Here is a 23,756-nt window from a genome sequence, read left to right on the forward strand (position 1 = left end):
CCGGCTGCTCAGGGCAGCCTTTCTCCGCGTGCGGCCACCAGCACCGCATACCAGTCCTCGCGCGACCAGCGGACGTCGCGGGCCTTCGAGCCCTCGGCGATCCGCTCGGGCTGCTGCGACCCAATGATCGGGACGATGCCCGCCGGATGCGCCATCAGCCAGGCATAAGCCGCCACCGTCAGCGACACGCCCTGCTCGGTCGCCACCTTGGCCAGCGCCTCGACCACCGCCTTGTCGCGCTGCGTTTCGGGGTTGGCCAGGCGACCGCCGCCGAGCGGCGACCAGGCCATCGGCACGAGGCCGAGCATCATCGCCTGGTCCAGTTCGCCATTTTCGAAGCAGGTGATGCGCAGCGGGCTGATCTCGGGCTGGGTCGTCACCAGCTTGTTGCCCAGGAACTGCTGCAGCGCTGCGGTCTGGTGGATGGTGAAGTTGGACACGCCGATGGTGCGGATCTTGCCGGCGGCGACGGCATCGTCGAGCGCGCGGGCGACTTCCTGCGGATGGGCGAGGATGTCGGGGCGGTGGACCTGCCACAGCTCGACGCCGTCGACCTTCAGGCGGCGCAGCGAGGCGTCGATCGCTTCGGCCAGATAGGCCTTGCTCTGGTCATAGGGCAAAGGCGGGCGGATGCCGCCCTTGGTCGCCAGCACCATGCGGTCGCGCAGCGCCGGTTCGGCGGCCAGCACCTCGCCCAGCATCGCCTCGGCATCACCGAAGCCATGGGTGCCGTCGAATCCATAGATGTCGGCCGTGTCCAGCAGGGTGATGCCGGCGTCGAGCGCGGCATGGACCAGGCGCGCGGCTTCCGACACGGTGCGGCCGTCCTCGGCGAGGCGCCACATGCCCCAGGCAATGGAGGAAATCTCGATGCCGCTGGCGCCCAGGGTGCGGGTGGCCGGCGGCTGGGGAAGAAGACTCATGAACATGTCCTGCGTGGCGGCGCGACGGAGCCGCGCTCGATCAGTTGGTGGGGAAGACGGCGGTGGGCGATGTCGCCCCCCGCGATGAGGATCTCCGTGGCGGTGTGCGCCAGGTCGAACATCGGCTGGTGGATGGTGGTGAGCGGCGGCCAGACGGTGCGCGCCAGCGTGGTGTCGTCGAAGCCGGCCACCGACAGGTCGCCGGGCAGATCGAGGCCCCGGTCGTGCGCGACCGCGAGCACGCCCGCCGCCATGTCGTCGTTGGAGGCGAAGATCGCGGTCGGCGGCTCGGCCATGTCGAGAAAGGCGGCACCGGCCGTCACGCCGCTGTCGAAGTCGAACTCCCCGCTCGCCACCAGCTGCGGCTCATAGGATATGCCCGCCCGGTCGAGCGCGCGGCGATAGCCGAACAGGCGGTCGTCCGATGCCATGTGGTTGGGATGGCCCTTGATGAAGCCGATCCGCCGATGCCCCATGTTGACGAGATGGGTCGTCATGTCGTCGGCGGCCTGCGCGTCGTCCATATAGACCGAGCTCGTCAGCGCATGGTTGGTGCCCGGCGAGATGCGGACGAAGGGTATGTCCATCGCCTCCAGCGCGCGCAGCACCTCATCGCAGTCGGTGACCGGCGACGACAGGATGATCCCGTCGACATGGGTTTCGGTGACGAGCCCGCGCACCTGATCGCCGACATTGGGTGCTGCGACGTCGACCGGCTGGGCGAGCAGGCGGATGCCGTCGGCCTGGCAGCGCGACCAGCAGCCATTCTGGATCTGGAACATATAGTAGGGGCTGTGATTGTCGTAGATCAGCGCGATCTGGTTCGACTTGGCGCCCGACAGGATGCGCGCGGCGATGCTCGGCCGGAAATCGAGCTCGCGCATCGCCAGCTGCACGCGCGCCCTGGTTTCCGCGCTGACATAAGGATGGTCGTTGAGTACCCGGCTGACGGTCTTGACCGCCACCCCCGCACGCGCCGCGACATCCCTGATGTTCGATCTTTCGCTCACCCCTGCAACACCCCCGGCAAGGCCGCGAACAGCCCCCCAAATGCGCTGTCGGGCCGATAGAAGACCGGTGGCCGGCCGATCGGCGCGTCCACCCTGTGGAGCCCCGGCTGAAGATCCTCGCCGCTCCACACCGACCGCCAGGGCGAAGAGCCGGGCAGGACGACGTGGCGCGACGTGGCGCCTTCTTCGATCACGGGGGCCACCAGCAGGTCGGCACCGTAGAGGAACTGGTCCTGCACGGTCCACAAGTCGCGCTGGTCGGGATGGTGAAGAAACAGCGGGCGCTGGGCGGGCAGGCCGGTGGCGACGGCTTCGTCGCACAGCGTGCGGACATAGGGTGCCAGATGGGCATGGACCCGGCTCCACCGCGCGAAGCAGGCCATCAGTTCCGCATCGCTGTCATATTGCAGATTGTCGTCGGGCCGGTTGCCCTCATGGCTGCGCATGATGGGGGCGAAGGCTGCCAGTTCGCACCAGCGCTCGAGCAGTTCGCGCGTCCGGATATTGCCATGGAGCGAGGTGTAGCCGCCGCAATCCGAATGGCTGTAGGCGTTGCCGACGAGGCCCGAGGAAAGCGCCCCGGCCAGCACCGTCCCGATCCCGTCATGGCGGGTGAAGTCGACCGACTGGTCGCCTGCCCAGAGCAGCGGACAATGACGCTGCACACCCGAGAAGCCGGCGCGCATGAAGAACAGCGCGTCGCCGGTGCGACCGCGCGAGGCGAGCGCCATGGCGTTGACCTCGGCCCACAGTACCGGCCAGAGATTATGCGCCTCCATCGGGTCCGATCCGTCGGCCAGGCGAAGGTCGACGGGCAGATATTCACCGAAATCGGCCATCCAGCCGTCGATACCCTTATCGAGCATCTCCTCGCCCAACACCCGCTCGGCGAACCAGGCGCGGCTCTCGGCGCGGGTGAAGTCGACCACGCCGCAGTCGAACTCGCCGAAGTCGACCAGATAGGGCTCGTCGCGGTCGAGGCGCAGTGCGAAATGGCCGCCCGCCGCCGCCTCGGCATAAAGTTCGCCGTCCACCGCCAGATAGGGGTTGGCATAGGCGAGGAAGCGGATGCCGCGCGCCTTCAATCCGGCGATGCGCTGTTCGAGGCCGGGATAGCGCTCAGCGCTGCGCTCGGCGACATGCCAGTCCCAGAACAGCCTTCGACCGAAGCTGGTCTCGCGAATGCCGGCCCAGTCCTCGCACCACAGGCCCGAAACCGCCGTGCCCGCCTCGATGAACCGCTCCATCCGGTCGAAGCTGCTCGCACCCGACTTGAGGCCAAGGATCGCGCCGCCGATCGCCCAGTCGGGCAGCGGTGGCTGGCGGCCGAAACGCTCGGACAGCAGTCCGACCAGTTCGACCGGGCCGTCGGCCGCGAAGAATTCGAGTGCGGCGCTGTCTTTCCAGATTTCGACGCGGTGAAAGGCCGGGTCGCTGAAATCGAGCACGCTGTAACAGCTCTCGTCGAGATGGGTGGCGATCCAGCGCGAGGTCAGGAAGGTCGGCTGCGGGTAGTTGCTGTTCCAGTAATCGCCGCCCGCCATGCCCTGCTCGTCCATGATGCGGGTCAGTTCGGTGCTCTTGTCGCGACCGACGCCGGGCTCGCTGGTCCAGATCGGGAAGCGGCGCCCGTTGAGCGCGACATAGCTCATCTGCTCGCCGCCGCCCCAGACGCACTCCTCGGGATCTGCGAAGAGCGACAGCGTCAGGCGGTCATAGCCAGGCAATAAGGCCGCCACGTTCAGTCGATGGCCTTCGATCGCGAGAGTAGCCACGGCCTTGCCGCCGTCGAGCAGCGTCACGTGCTGATCGGTCAGCTCGAAGTCGGCCGGCGCGACCTTTTGCGCGGGCGCATCCTCGATCCGGAAATTGCCGCGATACATCTCGATCGCGGGATTGCCCTGCGCCATGGCAAGCGCTGGACAGTCGCAGCGGTGCGACAACAGGGTGCGACCCCCGATCAGGAGGTCGAAACCATCGGAATTCGAGACGAATTCGAGCTTCAAGACGCGTATATCCTCTGGTCGCGGGCCTTGTTGCAGAATTGCCGCACCATGGCCCGTCTCGTGTGACACCGCTTGACATATCGTCGCTTCCGCCGCAACACAAGGGCCGCAAGCGGTGATGCCAAACAGGTGAGCCGCTCCAGAAACGTTCGCAGCGGGGCGCAAAGTCCCGGACTAAAAGGGGAGGAAAACCCGTGAAATCGTTGCTCCGTGCCTCGTCCGCCATGGCTTTGGCGGCCATTTCCATTGGCTATGCCGCACCGGCCTTCGCCCAGACACCGGCCGAAGCCGAGGAGTCGGTCGCCGAGATCGTGGTCACCGCGCAGAAGCGCTCCGAAAATCTCCAGAGCGTGCCCGTGGCCGTCTCGGTCCTGTCGGGCCAGGCGCTCGCCACCACCGCGCGCCCGAGCATCGAAAGCGCGGCGCAGCTGGTGCCTTCGCTCAACTTCCTGAAGTCGGGCACGACGCTCAACCAGACGATCTTCCTGCGCGGCGTCGGTACCGCCACCTTCTCGATCGCCGGTGAACCCTCGGTGTCGACCGTGGTCGACGGCGTCGTCTATGCCCGCTCGGGCGAGGCCTTCAACGATCTCGTCGACGTTGCCCAGATGGAAGTGCTGCGCGGCCCGCAGGGCACGCTGTTCGGCAAGAATGCATCGGCCGGCGTCATCAACATCACGACCCAGATGCCGAAGAACGAGTTTTCCGGCACGGTCGACGCCAGCTATTTCGATCGCCAGGAATATCGCCTCAAGGGTTCGGTCAACGTGCCGCTGGGCGAGGATCTCGCCGCACGCTTCACCGGTTTCTATGGCGAATATGACGGCAACATCCGCAACCTGACGACCGGCGATCACGTCAATGGCTACAAGCATCGCGGCGTGCGCGGGCAGGTCCTGTACAATCCGTCGGACGCACTGCGCATCTATATCGCGGCCGACTATTACAAGAATGACGATGATTGCTGCGCCGAGGTCATCGGCACGGGTGCGCTGACCGGTGCCGGTGTCGCGACGACCAGCCTTGCCTTCAACGCCCTGCCGACGCCGCGCGGCTCCAAGACGCGGGAGATCCGGCAGGATCTCGTGACCAGCACCAAGGAAGAAGGCTGGGGCGTCTCGGGGCAGGTCGACCTCGAAATCGGCACGCACACGCTGACGAGTATCACCGCCTATCGCAGCTGGGACAATACCGAGATCCGCGACGGCGACTGGCTCGACCGTGCCTATGTCGGCTTCAACCAGCTGCACGACTCGGGCCCGCAGACGAGCCACACCTTCACCCAGGAGTTCCGCCTTGCCTCGCCGACCGATCAGACGGTCAGCTATGTGCTCGGCACCTTCTACTCGAACGCCAAGTCGCGCCGCATCTTCCGCCGCGACGACATCGTCTGTACGGCGGCGGCCGGCGCTCCGACCAACGTGCTGATCCCCTGCGGCAGCGCAAACGCCAATCCGTCGACCTTCCCGACCGGCGTGGCCGACTTCGGTTCGACCTTCCTCAACTATGCCGCCTTCGGTCAGGCGACCTGGAACATCAGCGAGGACCTGCGCCTCGTCGGTGGCCTGCGCTACAGCTATGACAAGCTGAAGGTCTTCCACAGCCGCAACACGACGCTGACCGGCCCCGGCATCCAGCCGAGCTTCCCGACGACGGCGACCGGCACCGGCCAGCCCGCGACCGTCTTCCGCGCCAAGACCGACAATGACGATCTGTCGGGCAAGGCCTCGGTCCAGTACGACATCAGCCGCCGCATCATGGCCTATGGCAGCTACACGCGCGGCTACAAGGGCCCGGCCTACAACGTCTTCTTCAACCTGACGGCGACCGGCACCAATTCGATCGCGCCGGAAACCTCGGACGCGTTCGAGGCGGGCCTGAAGAACACGCTGTTCAACGGCCGCATGACCCTGAACATCGCGGGCTTCTACGCCAAGTACAAGAATTTCCAGGCGAACAACCCGGATCTCGTCGCGGGCGTCGTGGTCACCCGCTTCACCAATGCGGGCACCGTCTCGACCCGCGGCTTCGAAGCCGACCTCAACTGGTTCCCGGTCGACGACCTGACGATCAGCGGCGGCATCGCCTATACCGATGCCAAGGTCGACCGCTTCCGCGTCGCACCCGGCGCCGCAGCCACTGCGGTCATCCCGGCTGGCTCCTCGCTGGCCTATGCGCCCAAGTGGAAGGGGTCGCTCTCGGCCGACTATCGCTGGCGGACCGGTGGCGCGTTCGACGTCTTCTTCGGCGCCCAGGGCAATTACCAGACCAAGCAGTTGTCGATCTTCACGCCCAACGTCGTGCAGACCCGGCTCGGCACGATCCCGTCCTACGGTCTGGTCAACGTCAAGCTGGGCGTCGGCGACGCCGATGATCGCTATCGCCTGACCTTCCAGGTGCGCAACCTGTTCGACAAGTCCTACATCGCCGCGATCCAGAGCGGCGGTCCGGGCGGTTCCTATCGCTACCAGATCCCGCGCGACGCCGATCGCTACTGGGGCCTGACCGGCACCGCGAACTTCTAAGTCTTTTCCAGTTATCTCCTACTGGGGCCTCCGGTTCTGCCGGGGGCCCCTTTTTTATGGCTGGGCACCGAAGGTCGAGGGAAGCTCGAGCCCTGAGCCCCGAGCCCAACCTGACTGCTTGCTCGCGCTGAGCCTTGTTGCGTCAGTGCCTTCTCGCTCTGCCGCGCCCGTCCGGCGGCGGCTGGCGTGAGCCAACGGCCTGTCCGAGCGACAATTCCAGGGTGCTTTGCTGGTAGGAGCCTGGGCCGCGGAGCGGCGCTTCGCACCGACTATGCTCGCCGGTCGCTGTTCATGCTCGGAGTGGTGCGGGCGAACCTCGGCTGCCCGCCTTGGACCGATCCGGCACCGGTGCGGCGGGATCAAGCCCGTTGCGATCAGGCCTGCGCGAGTTCCAGCTTGGGCTGCATCAGCTGGATGAACAGCAACGCGGCCAGATAGGCGCCGCCGCAAATCGCGAACATCGGCCAATAGCCATGGCCATTGTCGAGCGACCAGCCCGCGAGTTCGATGATCGCGGTGCCCGACAAATTGCCGGCGACTGCCCCCAGTGCGACGACGCTGGCGACGCGCACGCCGGGGACGATGTCGGCGGTCATGCCGAAGATGTTGGTCGAGAAGCCCTGATGCGCGAACAGACCGCAGCCGATCAGGAGTGCCGCGATCCATGGGTTCTGTGCCATCAGCGCCAGCGGCATGGCGAGCACGACGAGCGCGAAGAACAGCATCGAGGTCTTGCGCGCTGCATTGACCGAGAAGCCGCGACCCAGCAGCAGCGGATAGAAGGCGCCCGAGCTGATCGCGCCCAGCGCCGCCATGGCGAAGATGACGGCGATCGGGCCGCCCAGGTCGCCCTGCGCCATGCCGAACTGGCGCGAGAAGAAGTCGGGCATCCAGAACAGCACGAACCACCAGACGCAATCGGTGAAGGCCTTGGCTCCCACCACCGTCCAGCTGCGCCGGTCGCTGAGGAGGTCGCCCCATTTCACCGGCGCGCGCTCGGGTATGTTGCCGACGGGGACGAGCTTGCGCGTGCCGAAGATCCACCCGATCAGCCACAGGAAACCCAGCGCGCCTGTCAGGACGAAGGCGGCTTTCCAGCCAAAGGCCAGCGCCAGCGGCGGGATCAGCAGCGGGGTCAGGATCGCCCCGATATTGGGCGCGGTGTTGATCAAGCCGATGGCGATGTTGCGCTGGCGCGGCGGCATGTAGATCGCCGCCGCCTTGAGGCCGGCGGGGGTGCTGACCGACTCGCCTACCGCCAGGACAATGCGGGCAGTGACGAATTGTTGGACGGTCATCGCCAGCGCATGGGCCATGCCGGCGGCGCTCCACACGACGACGGCGATGCCATAGGCCATGCGCACGCCGAGCCGGTCGACGAACCAGCCGACCGCGAGCAGTGCGCCGGCCGCCGCGATCTGGAAGGAGGATCCGAGATGGGCATAGTCGGCGTCGCTCCAGCCGAATTCGGCTTCCAGCGTTGGTTTGAGGAGGGCGAGCACCTGCCGGTCGACATAGTTGAGGGCGTTGCCGAGGAAGAGCAGCGCGATGAGGAGTCCTATCGTTCCACGCGCGACCGTCTGTCCACCGTTGCCCTGGCTCACCACATCCCTCCAATCCTTCCGCCGTCACGCAGCGGTTTGCAGGCTTGCAGAGTAGCGCGTCGCCGCGATAAGGGAAATGTTATATGACACCGTAAGACAGAAAAATGGGCAGGAGCGGCATGAACGGAATAGACTGGGATGCGACGCCGCATGGTGGCGACCTGTTCGGCGAACTCCATCTTGCCGAAACCGCCAAGGCTCCGCCGCCCGAGCGGGACAGCCTCGTCCCCGGTCTGATGATCTGTGGGGTCGGCTCAGCCGCCGCAGCGTGGCTGTCGGACCATTATGGTTTCCCGATCATCCTGCTCGGTCTGCTGATCGGTCTGTCGCTGAACTTCGTCACCCGTGACCCGCGCACGACCAGGGGACTCGACTTCGCCTCACGGACCTGCCTGCGCGCCGGCATCGTCGTGCTGGGTCTGCAAGTCACCTTCGCCCAGATCCAGGCGCTGGGCGCCACCCCCTTCGCCGCGCTGGTCATCGTCATGCTGCTGACCTTCGGCGCCGGCCTGATTTTTGCCCGCGGATCGGGGCAGGGGCGCTATGCCGGCATCCTCGCCGGAGGGGCAACCGCCATCTGTGGGGCCAGCGCGGCGCTCGCGCTCTACGGCGTGATCGGCAAGGAGCGGCTCAGCCAGGCGCAGTTCGCGCTGACCCTTGTCGGCGTCTCGCTCGCCAGCGCGTTCGCGATGTCGATCTATCCGGTGCTGGCAGCCGAACTGGGGCTCAACGACCAGCAGGCGGGCTTCCTGATCGGGGCATCGATCCACGACGTCGCCCAGGCGATCGGCGGCGGCTATGCTTTTTCGGACCCGGCCGGCAGCTATGCCACGATCGTCAAACTGTCGCGGGTCGCGCTTCTCGCGCCCGTCGTTGCGCTCGCCAGCCTGTGGCTCGGCAGCGTCGGCGGCGACGCGGGACGCCCGGTCTGGCGCCGGATCGCGCTCCCCTGGTTCATCACCGCCTTCCTCGTCGTCGTGACGATCAACAGCCTGTTCCCGATCCCCGCACCGGTGAAGGACAGTGCGCTCAGTGCCTCGAAGGGGCTGCTCCTGCTGGCGGTCACCGCTACGGCGATGCGCTCGCGCATGGACCTGCTGATGGAACTGGGCTGGAAGGCGGTCGCGCCCGTCATCGGTGCAACCCTGGTCAGCTTCCTCGCCTCGCTGGGCTTCGCTGTCTGGCTGGTGGCTTGACGGGCATCCGTCCGTCAACCGCATTGCATTCGCTGTCCCACGCTCCATAGTCGGTCGGAAGAACGACAGGCCGTGGAGAGTGCCGAATGACCCCCGAGCAGCGGCTCGACCGCGTCGAATCCGAGCTGGCGATCCGCCGACTCGTCGCCGCTTATTGCTTCACCATCGATGATCGCGATTTGCCCGCCATCGCTGCTTTGTTCGCCGATGACGCGCGCGTCGCTTCGCAGGACGGGGTGATGGAGGCGCGCGGCGTCGATGCGATCATGGAGCAGTATCGGCACCGCTTCACGGTGCTGGGGCCGGGCGCCCATTATATGCATGATGTGCTGATCGACTTTTCTGGCGAGGACCCCGACCTCGCCTTCGGTCGGGTGTCAGGCCATGCCGAATTGTGGCGTAACGGCCGAATGATGGTCGCCTCGCTGCGCTACCGCGACCGATACGTCCGCACCGCCGCAGGCTGGCGCTTCGGTGAGCGGATCATCAGCTTCCTCTATTATGTCGATGCCGACGACTATCGCGGCATCCTCGGCCATGCCGATCGCAACCGCGCCTATGCGACGCCGATGCCCGCAGATTTCCCAGAGACGCTCCCCGGCTGGGCGGCTCAGGCGGAGACTGCGATCCATGGCTGATCAGGCGGACGTCCGCATCGAGGATCGCGGCGCCGTCCGGATCATCACGATCGATCGCGAGCGGCGGAGCAACGCGCTCGATGTCGCGGCCTCCGACGCGATCGACCGGGCGGTCGATACCGCCGAGCGCGATCCGGCGATCCGCGTGCTGCTGCTGACGGCGGCGGGTGATCGTAGCTTCTGCGCAGGCATGGACCTGAAGGAAGCGGCGGAACGGGGCCCGGGCCATGGGCTCGTCCCCGGCCGGGGTTTCGCCGGCATCACCGAGCGTCGCCGGACCAAGCCGCTGATCGTCGCCGCCAATGGTGCGGTCGTCGCGGGCGGCTTCGAACTCGCGCTGGCCGCCGATATCGTGATCGCCGCCGACCATGCGATCTTCGGTCTGGCCGAAGTGAAGCGGGGCCTGTTCGCTTTTGCCGGCGGGGTCCAGCGGCTCGCCCGCGCGGTGCCGCGCGCGACCGCGCTCCACATCGTGCTTACCGGCGAACCGATCAGCGCCGCGCGCGCGCTCGAACTCGGGCTGATCTCGGAGGTGGTGCAACGCGACCGGCTGATGCCGCGTGCGATCGAGCTGGCTGAGACGATCGCAGGCTTCGACCGCGACACGGTACGCCGCGCGCTAGCCCTTCACGACTTCGCCGCCGACGCCCCGATCACCGAGAGTCTGAGCTTCGGCCGCGCTTATGGCGAGGAGACGCTGGGCGGCCTCGCCACGCAGGAGGGCATCCGCGCCTATGCCGAGGGGCGGGTGAAGTAGCGCTCTTCGGCTGCCGGCTTAGAGCGTCGCGGCCGACCCCAGGATGACGGTCGCCTGGCTCGACAGCGTGCCGCCATTGCCATGGGCGAGCGCGATGTCGACGCCGGGGATCTGGTTGGCGGCCTCGCCGCGGATCTGCCGCACCGCTTCGACGATCGTGAACAGTCCGTACATGCCCGGATGACAGCAGGACAGGCCGCCGCCATTGGTGTTCACCGGCAGATGGCCGCCCGGCGCTATGCCGCCATTTTCGACGAAACGCCCGCCTTCGCCCTTTGGGCAGAAGCCGAGATCCTCGAGGAACAGGATCGTGTTGATCGTGAACGCGTCGTACAGTTCGACGACATCGACGTCAGACGGGCCGATCCCCGCCATTGCATAGGCCCGGCCGCCGGACTCGCTCGCGGCGGTCGTGGTCAGGTCGGGCATCTGCGAGATCGCATTGTGCCAGGTCGCCGCAGCCGCCCCCAGGACCGGGACGAGCGGCTTCGCACCGTCGCGCGCCCGGTCGGTGCGGGTCAGGACGATAGCGGCGGCGCCGTCGGTGACGAGGCAGCAGTCCTTGACCGACAGGGGGCTCGACAGCATCCGCGCGCCCAGCACCTCGTCGATGGTCAGCGGACCGGTGGCGAAGGCCTCCGGATTGCCGTTCGCCCAGGCCCGCGCGGCGACCGCGACCTCGGCCAGATGGCGCCGCGTCGTGCCGAACTCGTGGAAATGGCGCGAGGCTGCCAGTGCATAGGAGGAAGCGGGAAAGAGCGGGCGATAGGGCGCTTCCCAGACATTGCTGCCGACCGGGGTCGACAGCTTGCCGCCGCCGCTGCGCTGGTTCGATCCATAGGCGATCAGCGCGGTGTCGATATATCCGGCCGCCAGCATTGTCGCGGCGGTCGCGACATGGCTGAGGAAGGCCGAACCACCCGTCCGGTTGCAATCGGTGAAGCGCGGCGACAGCCCGAGATATTCGGCGAAGCTGAGCCCGGCCAGCACGTCGTCGGGCAGGCAGATGAACAGCCCGTCGACCTGCGACAGCGGCATGCCGGCGTCGGCGAGCGCCAGCAGCCCGGCCTTGGCCGCCATCTCCATGGTGGTGTGACCGGGGCATTCGCCGATGCCATAGGTCGCGATGCCGGCGATCGCCGCCTGGCCGCGCGGAAAGTCGCCCGCCATGTCAGGCCGCCTCGAACAGAAGGATGGGGGCGCCGTCGCGCTCGCCGATCCGCGCGCGGACGCGCAGGCCGATGGCGATCTCCTCTGCCGGCACGCCTTCGACCTCGCTCATCAGGCGAACCTCTTCGTCGAGATCGACGAGAACCACCGCACGGGGCGGCTCGGGCGGGCGCGGGTGGATCACCGTCACGGCATGGACGGTGCCGAACCCCGACGCCTCGATCCACTCCCAGTCGCTGTCGCCGCTGCGCGGTTCGGCGAGGCGCGGCGGGAAGAAGATCGTCCCGCTGCCGCGCGCGCGCTGGAGCAGGAACCGCCCTTCGGCCAGCGCGGCGCGCCACTGTGCCTGCGGTGCAGCTTCGGTCACGCCGGAACCTTGCGCGCGCCTTCGAGCAGCGCATCGATGCTGGCATCGTCGAAGCCCGCTTCGGCGAGAATGGCGCGGCTGTCGGCGCCCAGCGCCGGACCTGGATCGCCGATCGCGCCGGGCGTCTCCGAGAAGCTGGTCGGGATGCCGGGGAAGCGCAACGTGCCGAACTCGCTGTCGCGCTCCTGCCAGAAGCCGGTGGCTTCGAGATGCTCGTCGTGCAGCAGGTCCTGCGTGGTCGCGATCGCCATCGCGGGCACCTCGGCGATACGGAACAGCTCCAGCCATTCGGCGGTCGTCCGCTCCGCCAGCACGTCGGCCAGCTTCGCCAGCACGGTGCCGATATTCTCCGTCCGGCTGCGCATCGATGCGAACATCGGATCGCGGGTCCATTCGGGGTCGCCGATCGCGTGGAAGAAGCTGCGCCAATGCTTGTCGTTGTAGATCATGACGCCGACATAGCCGTCGCTGGTCTTGTACGGCCGGCGCGACGCGGTGGTGACGCGCGGATATTCGGGCGGTCCCTGCGGCGGGTCGAACAGCGAACCGCACAGATGCTCGATCATCGTGAACGAGACGAGCGTCTCGAACATCGGCACCTCGATCTCCTGCCCCCGCCCGGTCTTCTCGCGCGCATAGAGCGCGGCGAGCATCGCGTAGAGGCCGGTCAGGCCGGTCACCTTGTCGGCGACGACCGTGCCCAGATAGGTCGGCACGCCGTTCGACAGCCGCGCCTGCAGATCGACCAGCCCGGACGCCGCCTGGACGATGTCGTCATAGGCCGGATAGTCGCGATAGGGGCCGTTGCGGGCGAAGCCGTAGAGATTTGCGTAGATCAGCCCCGGATTGGCTTCCCGCAGCGATTCATAATCGAGGCCGAGGCGCTTGATCGCGCCGGGCCGCATCGAATGGACGAAGATATCCGCACCCTCGACGAGCCGCACGAGCGCAGCGCGCGCCTCAGGCTGCTTGAGGTTCAGCGACAGGCTGCGCTTGCCCCGGTTGACGTTGAGGAACATGCCGCCGCGCGTCGCGTCGGGGCCGGGCGGCAGATAGCGGGTCGTGTCGCCGTCGGGGCTCTCGACCTTGATCACGTCGGCACCCAGATCGGCCATGATCTGGGTCGCATAGGGGCCCATCAGCACGCTGGTGCAGTCGATTACCCGCACGCCGGCCAGAGGACCTTTCAGACGCCCGCTCATCGCACGCCCCCCCTTGTCAGGGCGATCGGCGGGCATAGCCTCACGCGTATGTGCGTATGGGGAGCGGAATCGTGAAGGTACATCTGGTCGCGGCTGGCAAATTTCATGACATCGACTTTGCACGGCTGGAGTTGCTGAAGCTTCTGGCCGAACGGCCGGAGATACGGACGTCGGTGGCGTCGGACTATGGCGACCTGGCGAGCCTTGCGGCGGCCGACCTGCTGATCACCTACACCTGCGACGTGCTGCCCGATGCGGCGCAGACCGAGGCCCTGGCGGCGTTCCTCGCCCGGGGCGGGCGCTGGTTCGCGCTGCACGGGACCAATGCGACGCTGCGCTTCGGCTCCGACGGGGTGGTCGACACGCCCGACGTCGCGCCGGCCTTCACCGCGCTGCTCGGCACGCGCTTCGCAGGGCATCCGCCGATCGCGCCGTTCAAGGTGTTCGTGACGCGCGGCGATCATGCGCTGACCCAGGGACTGCGCGACTTCCGGGTCGAGGACGAGCTGTACCTGACGCACCGCACCGCCGAAATCGACGTGCTGCTGCACACCAGCTTCACCGGTTCCTGCCCGGAATTCCGCGATTCGGAATGGGACGAGGCCGAGGTTCCGGTGCTGTACGAGCGGCGCGTTGGTCCCGGGTCCATCCTCTACCTCACCCTCGGTCATTGCCGAGGCCATTATGATCTGCGTCCGGTCGCGGATTTCTGGCCGCATCCCCAGCGCTGCTCGTGGAATTATCCGGTCTTCGCCGAACTGCTCCGCCGCGGCATCCGCTGGGGTCTTCCTCAAACGGGCTGACCTCAGGCCTTGTCGAGCTTGGGGTTCATCGAGCGGATCTGCTTTTCGAGCAGAGCGAGCATCGGATCCACCATCGCCTCGGCCATGGCGCCGGTGACAAGGTTGATCGCCATGCCCTCGAGCATGGTCTGCGACAGTGTCATGGCGAGGTCGAACCGCTCGCGATTGCCCTGCCATTCCGGGAAGAGCGCGACCGCCTGGGCGTTGAAGCGCTCGCGATACTCGACCTGCAGCGGCTGCAGGATCTTGGCGAGATCGGGGTGGGTGCGGGCCGCCAGCGCCAGTTCGTGGAAGGCGACGAAGGCCGGCTTCTGAAGCTGGCGCCAATAGGCGCGGACCAGCGCTTCGACGTCGTGATTCTCGGTGTCCGCCGCACGACGGAAGGCGCGCAGGCGCTTCTCGTGCAGTTCGACGATCGCCGCCTTGATGAGGGCCGATCCATTCTCGAAATGGTGCAGCATCGCGCCGCGCGACAGGCCCGCTTCGGCCGCTACCTGCGGGGTGGTGGTGTTGGCATAGCCGACCTTGACGATGCAGCGGATCGTGGCGTCGATGAGTCGGGCACGGGTCTGGGCGCTCTTCAGCGACTGCTGGGTCTGGCCGCCCTGGCCGCGTTCGCGCGGCTGGCGGGCGGGGGAACCGGAACGAACTGCTGCCAACGCCATCGTACGGAAAATCCTTTTCGAGAAACAATCATGTTTGTTTTTGATGCAGGCTGTCAAGCAGCCTCGTCGAGGGGCCCATAGCATAATCGAGCCACGATGTTGCAGGGAGAGTGTCGGGCCCAATAAAAAACATTCATGCATGTTTTCATCTTGCCTTGGCGCGGAGCCTCGGTGCAGAAAGGGGCGAGGCCGAAGGGTCGTAAGGATCGGAGAGGTAAAGTGGATCTCGGTTTGCAGGGGAAGAAGGCGATCGTCGTCGGAGCCGCGCGCGGCATCGGCATGGCGGTGGCCGAAACGCTGGCGCGCGAAGGCTGCGATCTGGCCATCGCCGCGCGCTCCGAGGACGGCGTCAAGGACGCGGTCGCCAGCCTGAAACGCTATGGCACCAACGTCGTCGGCAAGGCCGTCAACGTGAAGAAGGCCGACGATTACAAGGACTGGCTGGCCTGGGCGATCGATGCGCTCGACGGCTGCGATGTCCTCATTCCGATCTCCTCGGCAGGCGGCGGCCTGGGTAGCGAGAAATATTGGCAGAATGCGTTCGAGGTCGACGTGATGGGTCCGGTCCGCGCGGTCGAGGCGGTCCTGCCGCGCATGATCGAGCAGAAGTCGGGTTCGGTCGTCCTGATCGCAACCACCTCTGCCGGCGAGGCGATGGGCGGTCCGCAGCCTTATAATGCGATGAAGGCGTCGCTCGTCACCTGGGGCAAACAGCTTGCCCTGTTCCACGGCAAGGACGGCATCCGCGTGAACGTCGTCTCGCCCGGCCCGGTGGAGTTCGAGGGCGGCAACTGGGACATGATCAAGGGGACGATGGAGAAATTCTACCAGTCCCAGCTGCGTCAGCATCCGGCCGGCCGCCTCGGCACGCCCGAGGAGATCGCGCGCTGTGTCGTGTTCATGGCGAGCCCGGCGGCGAGCTGGTGCAATGGGTCGCACCTCGTCGTCGACGGGGCCTTCACCAACCGGACCCATTTCTGAGGTCGCCCCCGCGATGGACGTAAAGCGCAAGGTCGATGTCATCCGGGTCAATCCCGAGGACTGGCCCAATGGCACTCCTGCCGGGAAGGCGGAGGATCCGGATCTCGGCTATGACGTGATCCCGGCGGCCCGCTACACGTCTGAAGAGTTCATGAAGCTCGAATGGGAGCATGTCTGGACGAAGGTCTGGCTGCTCGGCGGGCGCTCGTGCGACATCAGGGAGCCGGGCGACTATATCTGCACCGACATCGGCAAGGAGAGCGTCATCATCGTCCGCCAGAAGGACGGTTCGGTGCGCGCTTTCCCCAATGTCTGCCTGCATCGCGGCAACCGCCTGCGTCCGGAAGGGCTCGGCAATGCGGAAGCGTTCCGCTGCCTCTACCACCACTGGACCTATGGCCTCGACGGCTGCATCGAGCGCATTCCCGACATGGCCACCTTCCCGCAGGGCGGGCCTCCGGGGATGAAGCTGCCATCCTACCCCTGCGCCGAATGGGGCAGCTTCGTGTGGTTCTCGCTCAATCCCGACGTCGAGCCGCTCGAGGATTTCCTCGCGCCGATGCCGCAGCATCTCGATCCCTATCATATGGAACGGATGGCGTGGAAACGCGACGTCACGGTCGAATGGGACTGCAACTGGAAGGCCAGCGTCGACGCCTTCAGCGAGGTTTATCACGTTCAGGGCATCCACCCGCAGCTGCAATGGTATCTCGACGACACCAATGCGCAGATCGACGTCTATGAGCGGCACAGCCGCTATCTCGTCCCCTTCGCGGCGATCTCGGGTCGCGTGGCGCTGCCCTCGTCGATCCCGCCCGCCATCTATGAGATCATGGTCAAGGCGGGCATGGATCCGGCCGAATATGAAGGCCGGGTCAGCGACATTCGCCGCGACGTCCAGCTGTTCAAGCGCAAGCATGGCAAGGCGCAAGGCAAGGACTATGCGGAGCTGAACGACGATCAGCTGACCGACGACTATCATTACACCATCTTCCCGAACGTCTCGCTCAACGTCCATGCCGACGACGTGATGATGTTCCGGCAGCGGCCGCACCCGACCGATCCGAACAAGATGCTCTACGACATCTGGCTGCTCGAACTCGTCCCCGAGGGCGAGGAATGGCCCGAGCGCGTCAAACACCGCCATTTCAAGCATGGCGAGAAGTCGATCGGCCAGGTGCTCGACCAGGATGCCTTCAATCTGCCGACGGTGCAGAAGGGGATGCAGTCCGATGCCTTCCCCGGCCTGTGGATCGGCGATCAGGAACTTCGCATCCGGCACTTCCACAAGGTGCTGGACGACTATGTCTATGGGCCGGGCGGCAAGAAGCCGGGCGACATCTGAAGGAAGCAGGATGCAACTGAGCCGCGACGAGCTTCTCGGCGCCTATCGGCGCATGGCGACGATCCGCCAGTTCGAGGAAAGGCTGCATGACGAGATCATGACCGGCGAGATTGCCGGCTTCACCCATCTCTATGCAGGGCAGGAAGCGGTCGCGGTCGGCGTCTGCGACCATCTGACCGTCGACGACATGATCGTGTCGACCCATCGCGGCCATGGCCATTGCATCGCCAAGGGCTGCGATGTGCCGGGCATGATGCAGGAAATCTTCGGCAAGGCCGGCGGCCTCTGCAAGGGGCGCGGCGGATCGATGCACATCGCCGACCTCTCGGTCGGCATGCTCGGTGCGAACGGCATCGTCGGCGGCGGCGCGCCGCAGGCGGTGGGGGCGGCACTCGCAGCCAAGCTCGACGGCAAGGGCCGTGTGGCGATCGCCTTTTCGGGCGACGGCGCCTGCAACCAGGGCACCACCTTCGAAGCGATGAACATGGCGGTGGTGACCAAGGCCCCGGCGATCTTCGTGTTCGAGAACAACCATTATTCCGAGCACACCGGCGACGCTTATGCGGTCGGCACCGCCAAGGATATCGCCAGCCGGGCCGAAGCCTTCGGCATGCGCGCGTGGCGCGCCAATGGCTGCGACTATTTCGACACCTATGAGACGATGCGCGAACTGCTCGATTATGTCCGTGCCGGCAATGGACCGGCGGCGATCGAGCTCGATACCGAGCGCTTCTACGGCCATTTCGAAGGCGACCCCCAGCGCTATCGCGGCAAGGGCGAGGTCGATCGGCTGCGCGAGGAGCGCGACTGCCTCAAGGCCTTCCGCGCGCGCGTCGGCGAAGCGAAGCTGCTCGATGCGGCAGAGCTCGACGCGATCGACGCCGAGGTGGCGGCCCTGATCGACGCTTCGGTGGCCGCGGCACGCGCGGCACCGGCGCCCGATCCGGCCACCGTCGCCGAAGACGTCTATGTCGATTATTTCTGAGAGGGGCCGCTGACATGGCGATCATGACCATCCGCGATGCCATCGTGCAGACCCTGCATGCGGAGATGGAGCGCGACCCGAACATCATGCTGCTGGGCGAGGACGTCGTCGGCGGCAACGGAACCGCAGGCGGGCCCGAGGCGATCGGCGGCATCTGGGGCACGTCGGGCGGGCTCTATGCCAAGTTCGGGCCGGACCGGGTGATCGATACGCCCATCTCGGAAAGCGCCATCGTCGGCGCGGCGGCAGGCGCGGCGCTGGCGGGCAAGCGCCCGGTGGCCGAGCTGATGTTCGCCGATTTCGTCGGCGTCAGCCTCGACCAGATATGGAACCAGATCGCAAAGTTCCGCTACATGTTCGGCGGCAAGACCAAATGCCCGGCGGTCATCCGCCTGATCTACGGCGCCGGCATGAACACCGCCGCCCAGCACAGCCAGTCGGTCTATGCGATGCTGACGGCGATGCCGGGTCTCAAGGTCGTGCTGCCTGCCACCCCGGCCGACGCCAAGGGCCTGCTGACCGAGGCGTTGCGCGGCGACGATCCGGTCATGTTCTTCGAACATAAGGCGATGTACGGCGTGAAGGGGGAGGTGCCCGAGGGCGACCATCGCCAGCGCTTCGGCGAAGCGCGCATCGTCCGCGAGGGCGGCGACGCCACGATCGTCGCCTGCGGTCGCATGGTCCCCTTCTCGGAAAAGGCCTGCGACAAGCTCGCTGCCGACGGCATCGGCTGTGACCTGATCGATCTGCGCACGACCAGCCCGCTCGACGAGGAAGCGATCCTGGATTCGGTCGAGGCGACCGGCCGGCTGGTCGTCGTCGACGAAAGCCCGCCGCGCTGCAGCCTGGCGGCCGACATCTGCGCGCTGGTCGCGACCAAGGGCTTCACCAGCCTGAAGGCGCCGCCCGAGCTGGTGACTGGTCCGCACAGCCCGATCCCCTTCGCCCGCGAACTCGAGCGCGCCTGGGTCCCTTCGCCACAGAAGATCGAGGCTGCGGTCCGCCGCGTCCTCGCGCGCTGAGGAGCGACGCCATGGCCAAGCTCAAGCCCTTCACCATGCCCAAATGGGGCATCGAGATGAGCGAAGGCACGCTTGCCGAATGGCAGGTCGCCGAGAACCAGCCCTTTGCCAAGGGCACGGTCCTGACCCTCATCGAGACCGACAAGATCACCAATGAGGTCGAGGCCGAGGCTGACGGGCGCTTTGTCCGCCTGATCGCCGAGCCGGGCCAGACCTATCCGGTCGGCGCCCTGCTTGCGGTGCTGTCCGACGGGGGCGAGGCGACGGCTGCCGAGATCGATGCCGTCGTGGCTTCCTTCAAGGCGGTCGATGCCGGCTTTGCGCCGGACGGCGATGAGGCGCCTGCGCCGGCCGCTGCCGCTCCGGTTACCGAGGCTACTCCGGCCCATGTCGCCATCCCCGATGGCGTGGCGATCAGTCCGGTCGCGCGCGAGAAGGCGCTGGCGGCAGGCCTCGACGTTGCAACGCTATCAGGTTCCGGCCGTGGCGGCCGTATCACCGCGCAGGATGTCGACGAGGCACTCCGCCCCGCCGCTCCGCCCGCGCTGGTCGGGGTTCTCCCACCCACGCCCGCCTCGCCGGTCTTCGCCACCCCGATGGCCCGTCGGGTCGCGGCGATCCATGCGGTCGACCTCTCCCAGGTCGCCGGCTCCGGCCCGCGTGGCCGGGTGCGCAAGGCAGATGTGCTGGCAGCTGTTCCAGCGCCGACACCTGCGCCGGTCGCGCAGGCCGCGCCTTCTGCCCCTGTCGCTGCGGCTCCGGCCGTCATGGCGGCTCCCGGCTCGGTCGACGTCATGCCGATGTCGTCGATGCGGCGGACGATCGCCCGGCGTCTGACCGAAGCGAAGCAGCAGATCCCGCATTTCTATGTCCGGCGCCGCGTCCGCGCCGATCGCCTGCTCGCGCTGCGGGCGGCGGTTCAGGGGCAGCGGCCGAGCGTCAACGATTATCTGATCCGCGCCTGTGCGCTCGCCTTGATGGAAGTGCCGCAGGTCAATATCCAGGTCCACGGCCAGGATATCCACCGCTTCGGTTCGGCCGATATCGCGGTGGCCGTCGCGACCGAGCGCGGACTCGTCACGCCGATCATTCAGGGCGCCGACGAGCTGTCCGTTGCGCAGATTTCGGAGCGGATGGCGGGCCTTGCCCAGCGTGCGCGCAGCGGCAAGCTCAAGGTCGAGGAGTTCAGCGGGGGCAGCTTCTCGCTGTCCAATCTCGGTGGGTTCGGGGTCGAGCAGTTCGACGCCATCATCAACCCGCCGCAGGGGGCGATCCTCGCGGTCGGCACGGCCCGCCCCGAGCCGATCGACGATGACGGCGCGATCCGCATCGTGCCGGTGCTGCACCTGTCGCTGTCCTGCGATCACCGGGCGATCGACGGGGCCGATGGTGGTCGCTTCATGGCCGCGCTCTCGCGCCTGATCGAGAATCCCGCTCTCCTCTAAAGAGAGAGCCGGGACGTCCGGGCCACCCCTTATCAGGCCCGGACGCCCCGGCTTCCAAGCCGCGCGGGACGGCGGCTAGCTCTTGGGACTTTTGCGGAGGAAGGGCATCACAGGCCGCCCTTGCCGAACACCAGATCGCCGGCTCCGCGCTGCCCGCGCGGTTCGAGCGTGGCGAACATGCCCTGGGTCAGGATCTCGCCCGACGGTGTGTTGTCGTTCCAGTCCATAACGACCTGGCGGTGAAAGATCCGCCACTCGCCGTCGCGCCGCTCGAAGCGGTCGAGATAGCGGCCCCCGAAATAGAAATGATGGTGGTCGGCATCGAGACCATGGCCGTCGAACATCGCCATGTAGCGCGAGCCGAAGATTTCTTCGGCCTTCTCGGCGCGGACCTTGTGATAGGCAAAGAGATAGGTCTCTGTGAAGGCGCGGTCGCCGTCGATCTCCATATGCACGTTCATCAGCCCGTGCATCGTCACCTCGAACCAGTTCTGGATCTCGCGGACGATGAACTCGGCGAACTCGGCGGCATTGCCGTTGAACACGCCGTGATTGTCGATCCCGTCGGGCCAGTAGACCGTCTTCATCGCCTCGACGTCGCAACGGTCGAGCGCCCGCGAATAGCGGGTCAGCACGGCGTAGATGTCGCGCCGTGCGATCAGGTCGTCGAGATCGGCGTCGCTCGGCATCAGCTCAGCGAGCGGTAGAAGGCGATCTTCATCTCGCCTTCGACGCAGTCGAGGATCGGCGGCACCAGCCGGTCGTGGAAATCGATCTGCATATGATGATCGAAGGCCGCATCGTCGCGGAAGGTGGCGACGACCTGGAACAGATCGGGGTCCTCCTCCGACTGGAACAGCTCATAGACCAGCGCGTCCGGCTCTTTTTCGAACACCAGACCTTTGAGCTCGCACTGCAGCGCGATCAGGTCGGCGCCCCGGCCGGGCTTGGCGCGCAGTTCGGCAATGAAGCTCTTTCCGCTCATGCGGCCTCTCCCAGTCCCAGTTCCTCGATCAACTGCGTGCGCAGCTTGAACTTCTGTATCTTCGACGTCGACATCGGCCATTCGTCGATGAAGCGGATATGGCGGGGGATTTTGAACCCGGCCAGCTTGCCGCGGCAATGGGCGATCAGCTCGGCCTCGGAGGTCTGGCCGCCGTCGACCAGTTCGATGAAGGCGGCGGGCACCTCGACATAGCGGGCGTCGGGCAGGCCGACGACCTGCGCCAGCTTTACTGCCGGGTGGGACTGGAGCAGCGACTCGATCTCGGCCGCGGCGACATTCTCGCCGCCGACCTTGAGCATGTCCTTGGTGCGGCCGTGGAACATGATATGGCCGCTCTCGTCGAACGAACCGATGTCGCCGGTGAAGAACCATCCGTCGCGGATGACCTCGGCAGTCTTTTCGGGCGCCTTGTAATAGCCCTTGAGCATGTTCGGCCCGCGCGCGACGATTTCGCCGCGCTCGCCCAGGCCGCAATCATTGCCGCTCTCGGGATCGACGATCCGGACCTCCCACTCGTCGAGGGGCACGCCCAGCCGTCCCGTCCGCAGCTCGAACGGATCGTCGATGCGGCTGGTGCAGATCGTGCCCGCACCCTCGGTCAGGCCATAGGTGCCGACCTGGATGGTGTGCGGCATTGCCTTGGTCATCGCTTCCTTGATCCAGGCGGGCTGCACGGCAAAGTTGGAGTTCATCAGGCGCAGCTTCGACAGGTCGGTCGTCGCGAAGGTCGGATGGGTGATCAGGTCCTGCATGATCGTGACGAAGCTGGGATAGGCGACCGTTGCCCCCTCGCGGCCGAGCATCGCCAATGCAGTTTCAGCGTCGAAATGCGGCACGGTCAGGTAAGCGCCACCCGCGTCGAGCACCATAGTCAGCGGCAATATGCCGGCGATGTGGAAGATCGGCAGCGGCGACCAGACCTTGTCCTCTGACGTGATGCGATAGCGCTTGCCGAGATTGCGGCTGTTGCCGACGATCGCGCGGTGGCTGATCAGCGCGCCCTTCGGATTGGCGGTGGTGCCCGAGGTGTAGAGCACCAGCGCGATCTGTTCGGGGTCGACCGCATCGATGCGGGCGTCGACCGTGGCGTCGTCGACTGCTGCGCCTGCGGACAGGGCTTCGTCGGCCGATATCATGAAGGGCTGGCACGGCGGATCGAGGCAGATGATCGCGCGCAGCAGCGGCGCATCGTCGAGCGCGAGCGCCTTGGGATCGGCATCGCACAGAGCGGGGAAGGCGGTCTTCAAGCGCTCGGAAAAGTTGAGCTGGTCGGTGACGGCGCCGGTGGTGACGAGCGCGACGAGATCGGCATCGCGCACCAGGAAAGCCAGTTCATGCGCCTGGTAGCGCGCATTGACCGGCACCGCGACCGCTCCGATCATCGTCGCGCCGAACATGACCTCGACGAATTCGGGGCGGGTGGTGAGGAGAATGCCGACATTCTGGCCGGGCTCGACCCCCATAGCCAGCAGCGCCTTGGCCCAGCGGCGGGCCGACGCATAGAGATCGGCATGGGTCAATCGGCAGCCCGGAAAGACCAGCGCGTCCGAAGCGCCATGCGCCGCCGCACTTGCCCGCAGCATCTTGCCATAGCTGTAGATGGCGTCGCTCATCGCCTGGGCTCCAGATCATAGAGCATCTCGCGCTCGTAGCTGCCGTCCATGCAGCCGATCATCTGCTCGATCAGCGGCTTGCCATGGTCCGTTTCCATGTGCGCCTTGTCGGCGGCCTCGTCGACGAAGGACTCGTAGACCGCGAACATGCCGGGTTCGCCGAGCCGGAAGAATTTGAACGCAAGCGTACCGGGCTCCCGGTCGACGAGCGATTCCATTTGCCTGGCGAGCGAAACGAATTGATCCTCGCGATCCGGTTTGACCCGGAAACGCGACAAGAAGCTGTAAGCCATCGGCGACCCTCTCCCGCCACTGAAGCGCGCTAGCGCCGTGTGACGTGCATAGAAAACAATCATGCATGCTTTTTCAAGGGGGCATTTTCTGCGACGTGCATTTTTGTTGCGTCGCGGCAAACCCTGATATCCCCGCATCCTGTGGCGAAAATAAAACATACATGACTGATTGCTTTTTTGTTTGGCGACGCTAATCTCCG

The 23,756-nt window shown here is 66.4% G+C and carries 22 protein-coding genes; 10 read left to right on the top strand and 12 right to left on the bottom strand.

What is annotated here, in order from left to right:
- Positions 1-8: 8 nt before the first annotated feature.
- From ACNI3R_RS18345 to ACNI3R_RS18355, 3 genes are read right to left on the bottom strand one after another with little or no spacing between them, the layout of a single operon-like run.
- On the bottom strand, positions 9-923 hold the full coding sequence (locus tag ACNI3R_RS18345) for an aldo/keto reductase (RefSeq protein ID WP_426186014.1): 915 nt from the start codon (positions 921-923) through the stop codon (positions 9-11).
- Positions 920-1,933: a LacI family DNA-binding transcriptional regulator gene (locus tag ACNI3R_RS18350; RefSeq protein WP_426186016.1), complete on the bottom strand. Its 1,014-nt coding sequence runs from the start codon at positions 1,931-1,933 to the stop codon at positions 920-922. Before ACNI3R_RS18350 ends, ACNI3R_RS18345 begins: the two co-directional genes overlap by 4 nt.
- Positions 1,930-3,939, bottom strand: coding sequence for an alpha-glucosidase (locus ACNI3R_RS18355; RefSeq protein ID WP_426186018.1), 2,010 nt, complete (start codon positions 3,937-3,939; stop codon positions 1,930-1,932). Before ACNI3R_RS18355 ends, ACNI3R_RS18350 begins: the two co-directional genes overlap by 4 nt.
- Before the next feature lie 194 nt (positions 3,940-4,133).
- Here ACNI3R_RS18355 and ACNI3R_RS18360 point away from each other — a divergent pair, with 194 nt between their 5' ends.
- Positions 4,134-6,464 carry a TonB-dependent receptor gene (locus ACNI3R_RS18360; protein WP_426186020.1) on the top strand — a complete coding sequence of 777 codons (2,331 nt, stop codon included), beginning with the start codon at positions 4,134-4,136 and terminating at the stop codon, positions 6,462-6,464.
- A gap of 374 nt (positions 6,465-6,838) precedes the next feature.
- On the opposite strand, the gene ACNI3R_RS18365 is transcribed toward ACNI3R_RS18360, so the two are convergent.
- Positions 6,839-8,068 (bottom strand): MFS transporter, encoded by a 1,230-nt coding sequence (locus tag ACNI3R_RS18365; RefSeq protein ID WP_426186022.1) that lies wholly within the window; start codon positions 8,066-8,068, stop codon positions 6,839-6,841.
- Between the two features lie 119 nt (positions 8,069-8,187).
- Between ACNI3R_RS18365 and ACNI3R_RS18370 the strand changes: the two genes are divergently transcribed.
- The 3 genes from ACNI3R_RS18370 (at position 8,188) to ACNI3R_RS18380 (ending at position 10,659) form a co-directional block, all read left to right on the top strand.
- The gene (locus ACNI3R_RS18370; RefSeq protein WP_426186024.1) at positions 8,188-9,264 is read left to right on the top strand and encodes a YeiH family protein; all 1,077 of its coding nucleotides are present in this window, start codon (positions 8,188-8,190) and stop codon (positions 9,262-9,264) included.
- Positions 9,265-9,350: 86 nt separating this feature from the next.
- Complete coding sequence (locus ACNI3R_RS18375; protein WP_426186026.1) at positions 9,351-9,902, top strand: nuclear transport factor 2 family protein; 552 nt, start codon at positions 9,351-9,353, stop codon at positions 9,900-9,902.
- On the top strand, positions 9,895-10,659 hold the full coding sequence (locus ACNI3R_RS18380) for an enoyl-CoA hydratase/isomerase family protein (protein WP_426186028.1): 765 nt from the start codon (positions 9,895-9,897) through the stop codon (positions 10,657-10,659). The genes ACNI3R_RS18375 and ACNI3R_RS18380 overlap by 8 nt, the downstream gene beginning before the upstream one ends.
- 18 nt (positions 10,660-10,677) lie before the next feature.
- Here the strand turns inward: ACNI3R_RS18380 and ACNI3R_RS18385 are convergent, their stop codons facing one another.
- From ACNI3R_RS18385 to ACNI3R_RS18395, 3 genes are read right to left on the bottom strand one after another with little or no spacing between them, the layout of a single operon-like run.
- Positions 10,678-11,829, bottom strand: a complete 1,152-nt coding sequence (locus ACNI3R_RS18385) for a thiolase (RefSeq protein WP_426186030.1) — start codon at positions 11,827-11,829, stop codon at positions 10,678-10,680.
- A gap of 1 nt (position 11,830) precedes the next feature.
- Positions 11,831-12,196, bottom strand: a complete 366-nt coding sequence (locus tag ACNI3R_RS18390) for a Zn-ribbon domain-containing OB-fold protein (protein WP_426186032.1) — start codon at positions 12,194-12,196, stop codon at positions 11,831-11,833.
- Positions 12,193-13,398 (bottom strand): CaiB/BaiF CoA transferase family protein, encoded by a 1,206-nt coding sequence (locus tag ACNI3R_RS18395; protein ID WP_426186034.1) that lies wholly within the window; start codon positions 13,396-13,398, stop codon positions 12,193-12,195. Before ACNI3R_RS18395 ends, ACNI3R_RS18390 begins: the two co-directional genes overlap by 4 nt.
- Before the next feature lie 71 nt (positions 13,399-13,469).
- Between ACNI3R_RS18395 and ACNI3R_RS18400 the strand changes: the two genes are divergently transcribed.
- Positions 13,470-14,201 (top strand): ThuA domain-containing protein, encoded by a 732-nt coding sequence (locus ACNI3R_RS18400; RefSeq protein WP_426186036.1) that lies wholly within the window; start codon positions 13,470-13,472, stop codon positions 14,199-14,201.
- A gap of 2 nt (positions 14,202-14,203) precedes the next feature.
- Here ACNI3R_RS18400 and ACNI3R_RS18405 read toward each other — a convergent pair whose 3' ends face one another.
- Positions 14,204-14,866, bottom strand: a complete 663-nt coding sequence (locus ACNI3R_RS18405; RefSeq protein WP_426186038.1) for a TetR/AcrR family transcriptional regulator — start codon at positions 14,864-14,866, stop codon at positions 14,204-14,206.
- Between the two features lie 219 nt (positions 14,867-15,085).
- Between ACNI3R_RS18405 and ACNI3R_RS18410 the strand changes: the two genes are divergently transcribed.
- From ACNI3R_RS18410 to ACNI3R_RS18430, 5 genes are read left to right on the top strand one after another with little or no spacing between them, the layout of a single operon-like run.
- Complete coding sequence (locus ACNI3R_RS18410) at positions 15,086-15,847, top strand: SDR family NAD(P)-dependent oxidoreductase (RefSeq protein WP_426186040.1); 762 nt, start codon at positions 15,086-15,088, stop codon at positions 15,845-15,847.
- A 13-nt stretch (positions 15,848-15,860) separates the two neighbouring features.
- Positions 15,861-17,192, top strand: coding sequence for an aromatic ring-hydroxylating oxygenase subunit alpha (locus ACNI3R_RS18415; RefSeq protein ID WP_426186042.1), 1,332 nt, complete (start codon positions 15,861-15,863; stop codon positions 17,190-17,192).
- A 10-nt stretch (positions 17,193-17,202) separates the two neighbouring features.
- Positions 17,203-18,177 carry a thiamine pyrophosphate-dependent dehydrogenase E1 component subunit alpha gene (locus tag ACNI3R_RS18420; protein WP_426186044.1) on the top strand — a complete coding sequence of 325 codons (975 nt, stop codon included), beginning with the start codon at positions 17,203-17,205 and terminating at the stop codon, positions 18,175-18,177.
- 14 nt (positions 18,178-18,191) lie between these two features.
- The gene (locus ACNI3R_RS18425; protein WP_426186046.1) at positions 18,192-19,199 is read left to right on the top strand and encodes an alpha-ketoacid dehydrogenase subunit beta; all 1,008 of its coding nucleotides are present in this window, start codon (positions 18,192-18,194) and stop codon (positions 19,197-19,199) included.
- An 11-nt stretch (positions 19,200-19,210) separates the two neighbouring features.
- The gene (locus ACNI3R_RS18430) at positions 19,211-20,644 is read left to right on the top strand and encodes a 2-oxo acid dehydrogenase subunit E2 (protein WP_426186048.1); all 1,434 of its coding nucleotides are present in this window, start codon (positions 19,211-19,213) and stop codon (positions 20,642-20,644) included.
- A gap of 107 nt (positions 20,645-20,751) precedes the next feature.
- Here ACNI3R_RS18430 and ACNI3R_RS18435 read toward each other — a convergent pair whose 3' ends face one another.
- The 4 genes from ACNI3R_RS18435 to ACNI3R_RS18450 are packed head-to-tail and all read right to left on the bottom strand — an operon-like array spanning position 20,752 to position 23,556.
- Positions 20,752-21,333: a nuclear transport factor 2 family protein gene (locus ACNI3R_RS18435; protein ID WP_426186050.1), complete on the bottom strand. Its 582-nt coding sequence runs from the start codon at positions 21,331-21,333 to the stop codon at positions 20,752-20,754.
- On the bottom strand, positions 21,333-21,629 hold the full coding sequence (locus ACNI3R_RS18440) for a putative quinol monooxygenase (protein WP_426186052.1): 297 nt from the start codon (positions 21,627-21,629) through the stop codon (positions 21,333-21,335). The genes ACNI3R_RS18435 and ACNI3R_RS18440 overlap by 1 nt, the downstream gene beginning before the upstream one ends.
- Positions 21,626-23,263: a class I adenylate-forming enzyme family protein gene (locus tag ACNI3R_RS18445; protein ID WP_426186054.1), complete on the bottom strand. Its 1,638-nt coding sequence runs from the start codon at positions 23,261-23,263 to the stop codon at positions 21,626-21,628. Before ACNI3R_RS18445 ends, ACNI3R_RS18440 begins: the two co-directional genes overlap by 4 nt.
- Complete coding sequence (locus ACNI3R_RS18450) at positions 23,260-23,556, bottom strand: putative quinol monooxygenase (protein WP_426186056.1); 297 nt, start codon at positions 23,554-23,556, stop codon at positions 23,260-23,262. Before ACNI3R_RS18450 ends, ACNI3R_RS18445 begins: the two co-directional genes overlap by 4 nt.
- Positions 23,557-23,756: the final 200 nt, after the last annotated feature.

This window comes from Rhizorhabdus antheiae, from assembly GCF_049889055.1.
GTDB lineage: Bacteria > Pseudomonadota > Alphaproteobacteria > Sphingomonadales > Sphingomonadaceae > Rhizorhabdus.

Bases quoted from the DNA above. Each gene is read 5' to 3' on its own strand.
- ACNI3R_RS18435 (WP_426186050.1), bottom strand. From the start codon at position 21,333: ATGCCGAGCGACGCCGATCTCGACGACCTGATCGCACGGCGCGACATC.
- ACNI3R_RS18385 (WP_426186030.1), bottom strand. From the start codon at position 11,829: ATGGCGGGCGACTTTCCGCGCGGCCAGGCGGCGATCGCCGGCATCGCG.
- ACNI3R_RS18440 (WP_426186052.1), bottom strand. From the start codon at position 21,629: ATGAGCGGAAAGAGCTTCATTGCCGAACTGCGCGCCAAGCCCGGCCGG.
- ACNI3R_RS18450 (WP_426186056.1), bottom strand. From the start codon at position 23,556: ATGGCTTACAGCTTCTTGTCGCGTTTCCGGGTCAAACCGGATCGCGAG.
- ACNI3R_RS18395 (WP_426186034.1), bottom strand. From the start codon at position 13,398: ATGAGCGGGCGTCTGAAAGGTCCTCTGGCCGGCGTGCGGGTAATCGAC.
- ACNI3R_RS18405 (WP_426186038.1), bottom strand. From the start codon at position 14,866: ATGGCGTTGGCAGCAGTTCGTTCCGGTTCCCCCGCCCGCCAGCCGCGC.
- ACNI3R_RS18345 (WP_426186014.1), bottom strand. From the start codon at position 923: ATGAGTCTTCTTCCCCAGCCGCCGGCCACCCGCACCCTGGGCGCCAGC.
- ACNI3R_RS18370 (WP_426186024.1), top strand. From the start codon at position 8,188: ATGAACGGAATAGACTGGGATGCGACGCCGCATGGTGGCGACCTGTTC.
- ACNI3R_RS18430 (WP_426186048.1), top strand. From the start codon at position 19,211: ATGGCCAAGCTCAAGCCCTTCACCATGCCCAAATGGGGCATCGAGATG.
- ACNI3R_RS18420 (WP_426186044.1), top strand. From the start codon at position 17,203: ATGCAACTGAGCCGCGACGAGCTTCTCGGCGCCTATCGGCGCATGGCG.
- ACNI3R_RS18415 (WP_426186042.1), top strand. From the start codon at position 15,861: ATGGACGTAAAGCGCAAGGTCGATGTCATCCGGGTCAATCCCGAGGAC.
- ACNI3R_RS18380 (WP_426186028.1), top strand. From the start codon at position 9,895: ATGGCTGATCAGGCGGACGTCCGCATCGAGGATCGCGGCGCCGTCCGG.
- ACNI3R_RS18425 (WP_426186046.1), top strand. From the start codon at position 18,192: ATGGCGATCATGACCATCCGCGATGCCATCGTGCAGACCCTGCATGCG.
- ACNI3R_RS18445 (WP_426186054.1), bottom strand. From the start codon at position 23,263: ATGAGCGACGCCATCTACAGCTATGGCAAGATGCTGCGGGCAAGTGCG.
- ACNI3R_RS18375 (WP_426186026.1), top strand. From the start codon at position 9,351: ATGACCCCCGAGCAGCGGCTCGACCGCGTCGAATCCGAGCTGGCGATC.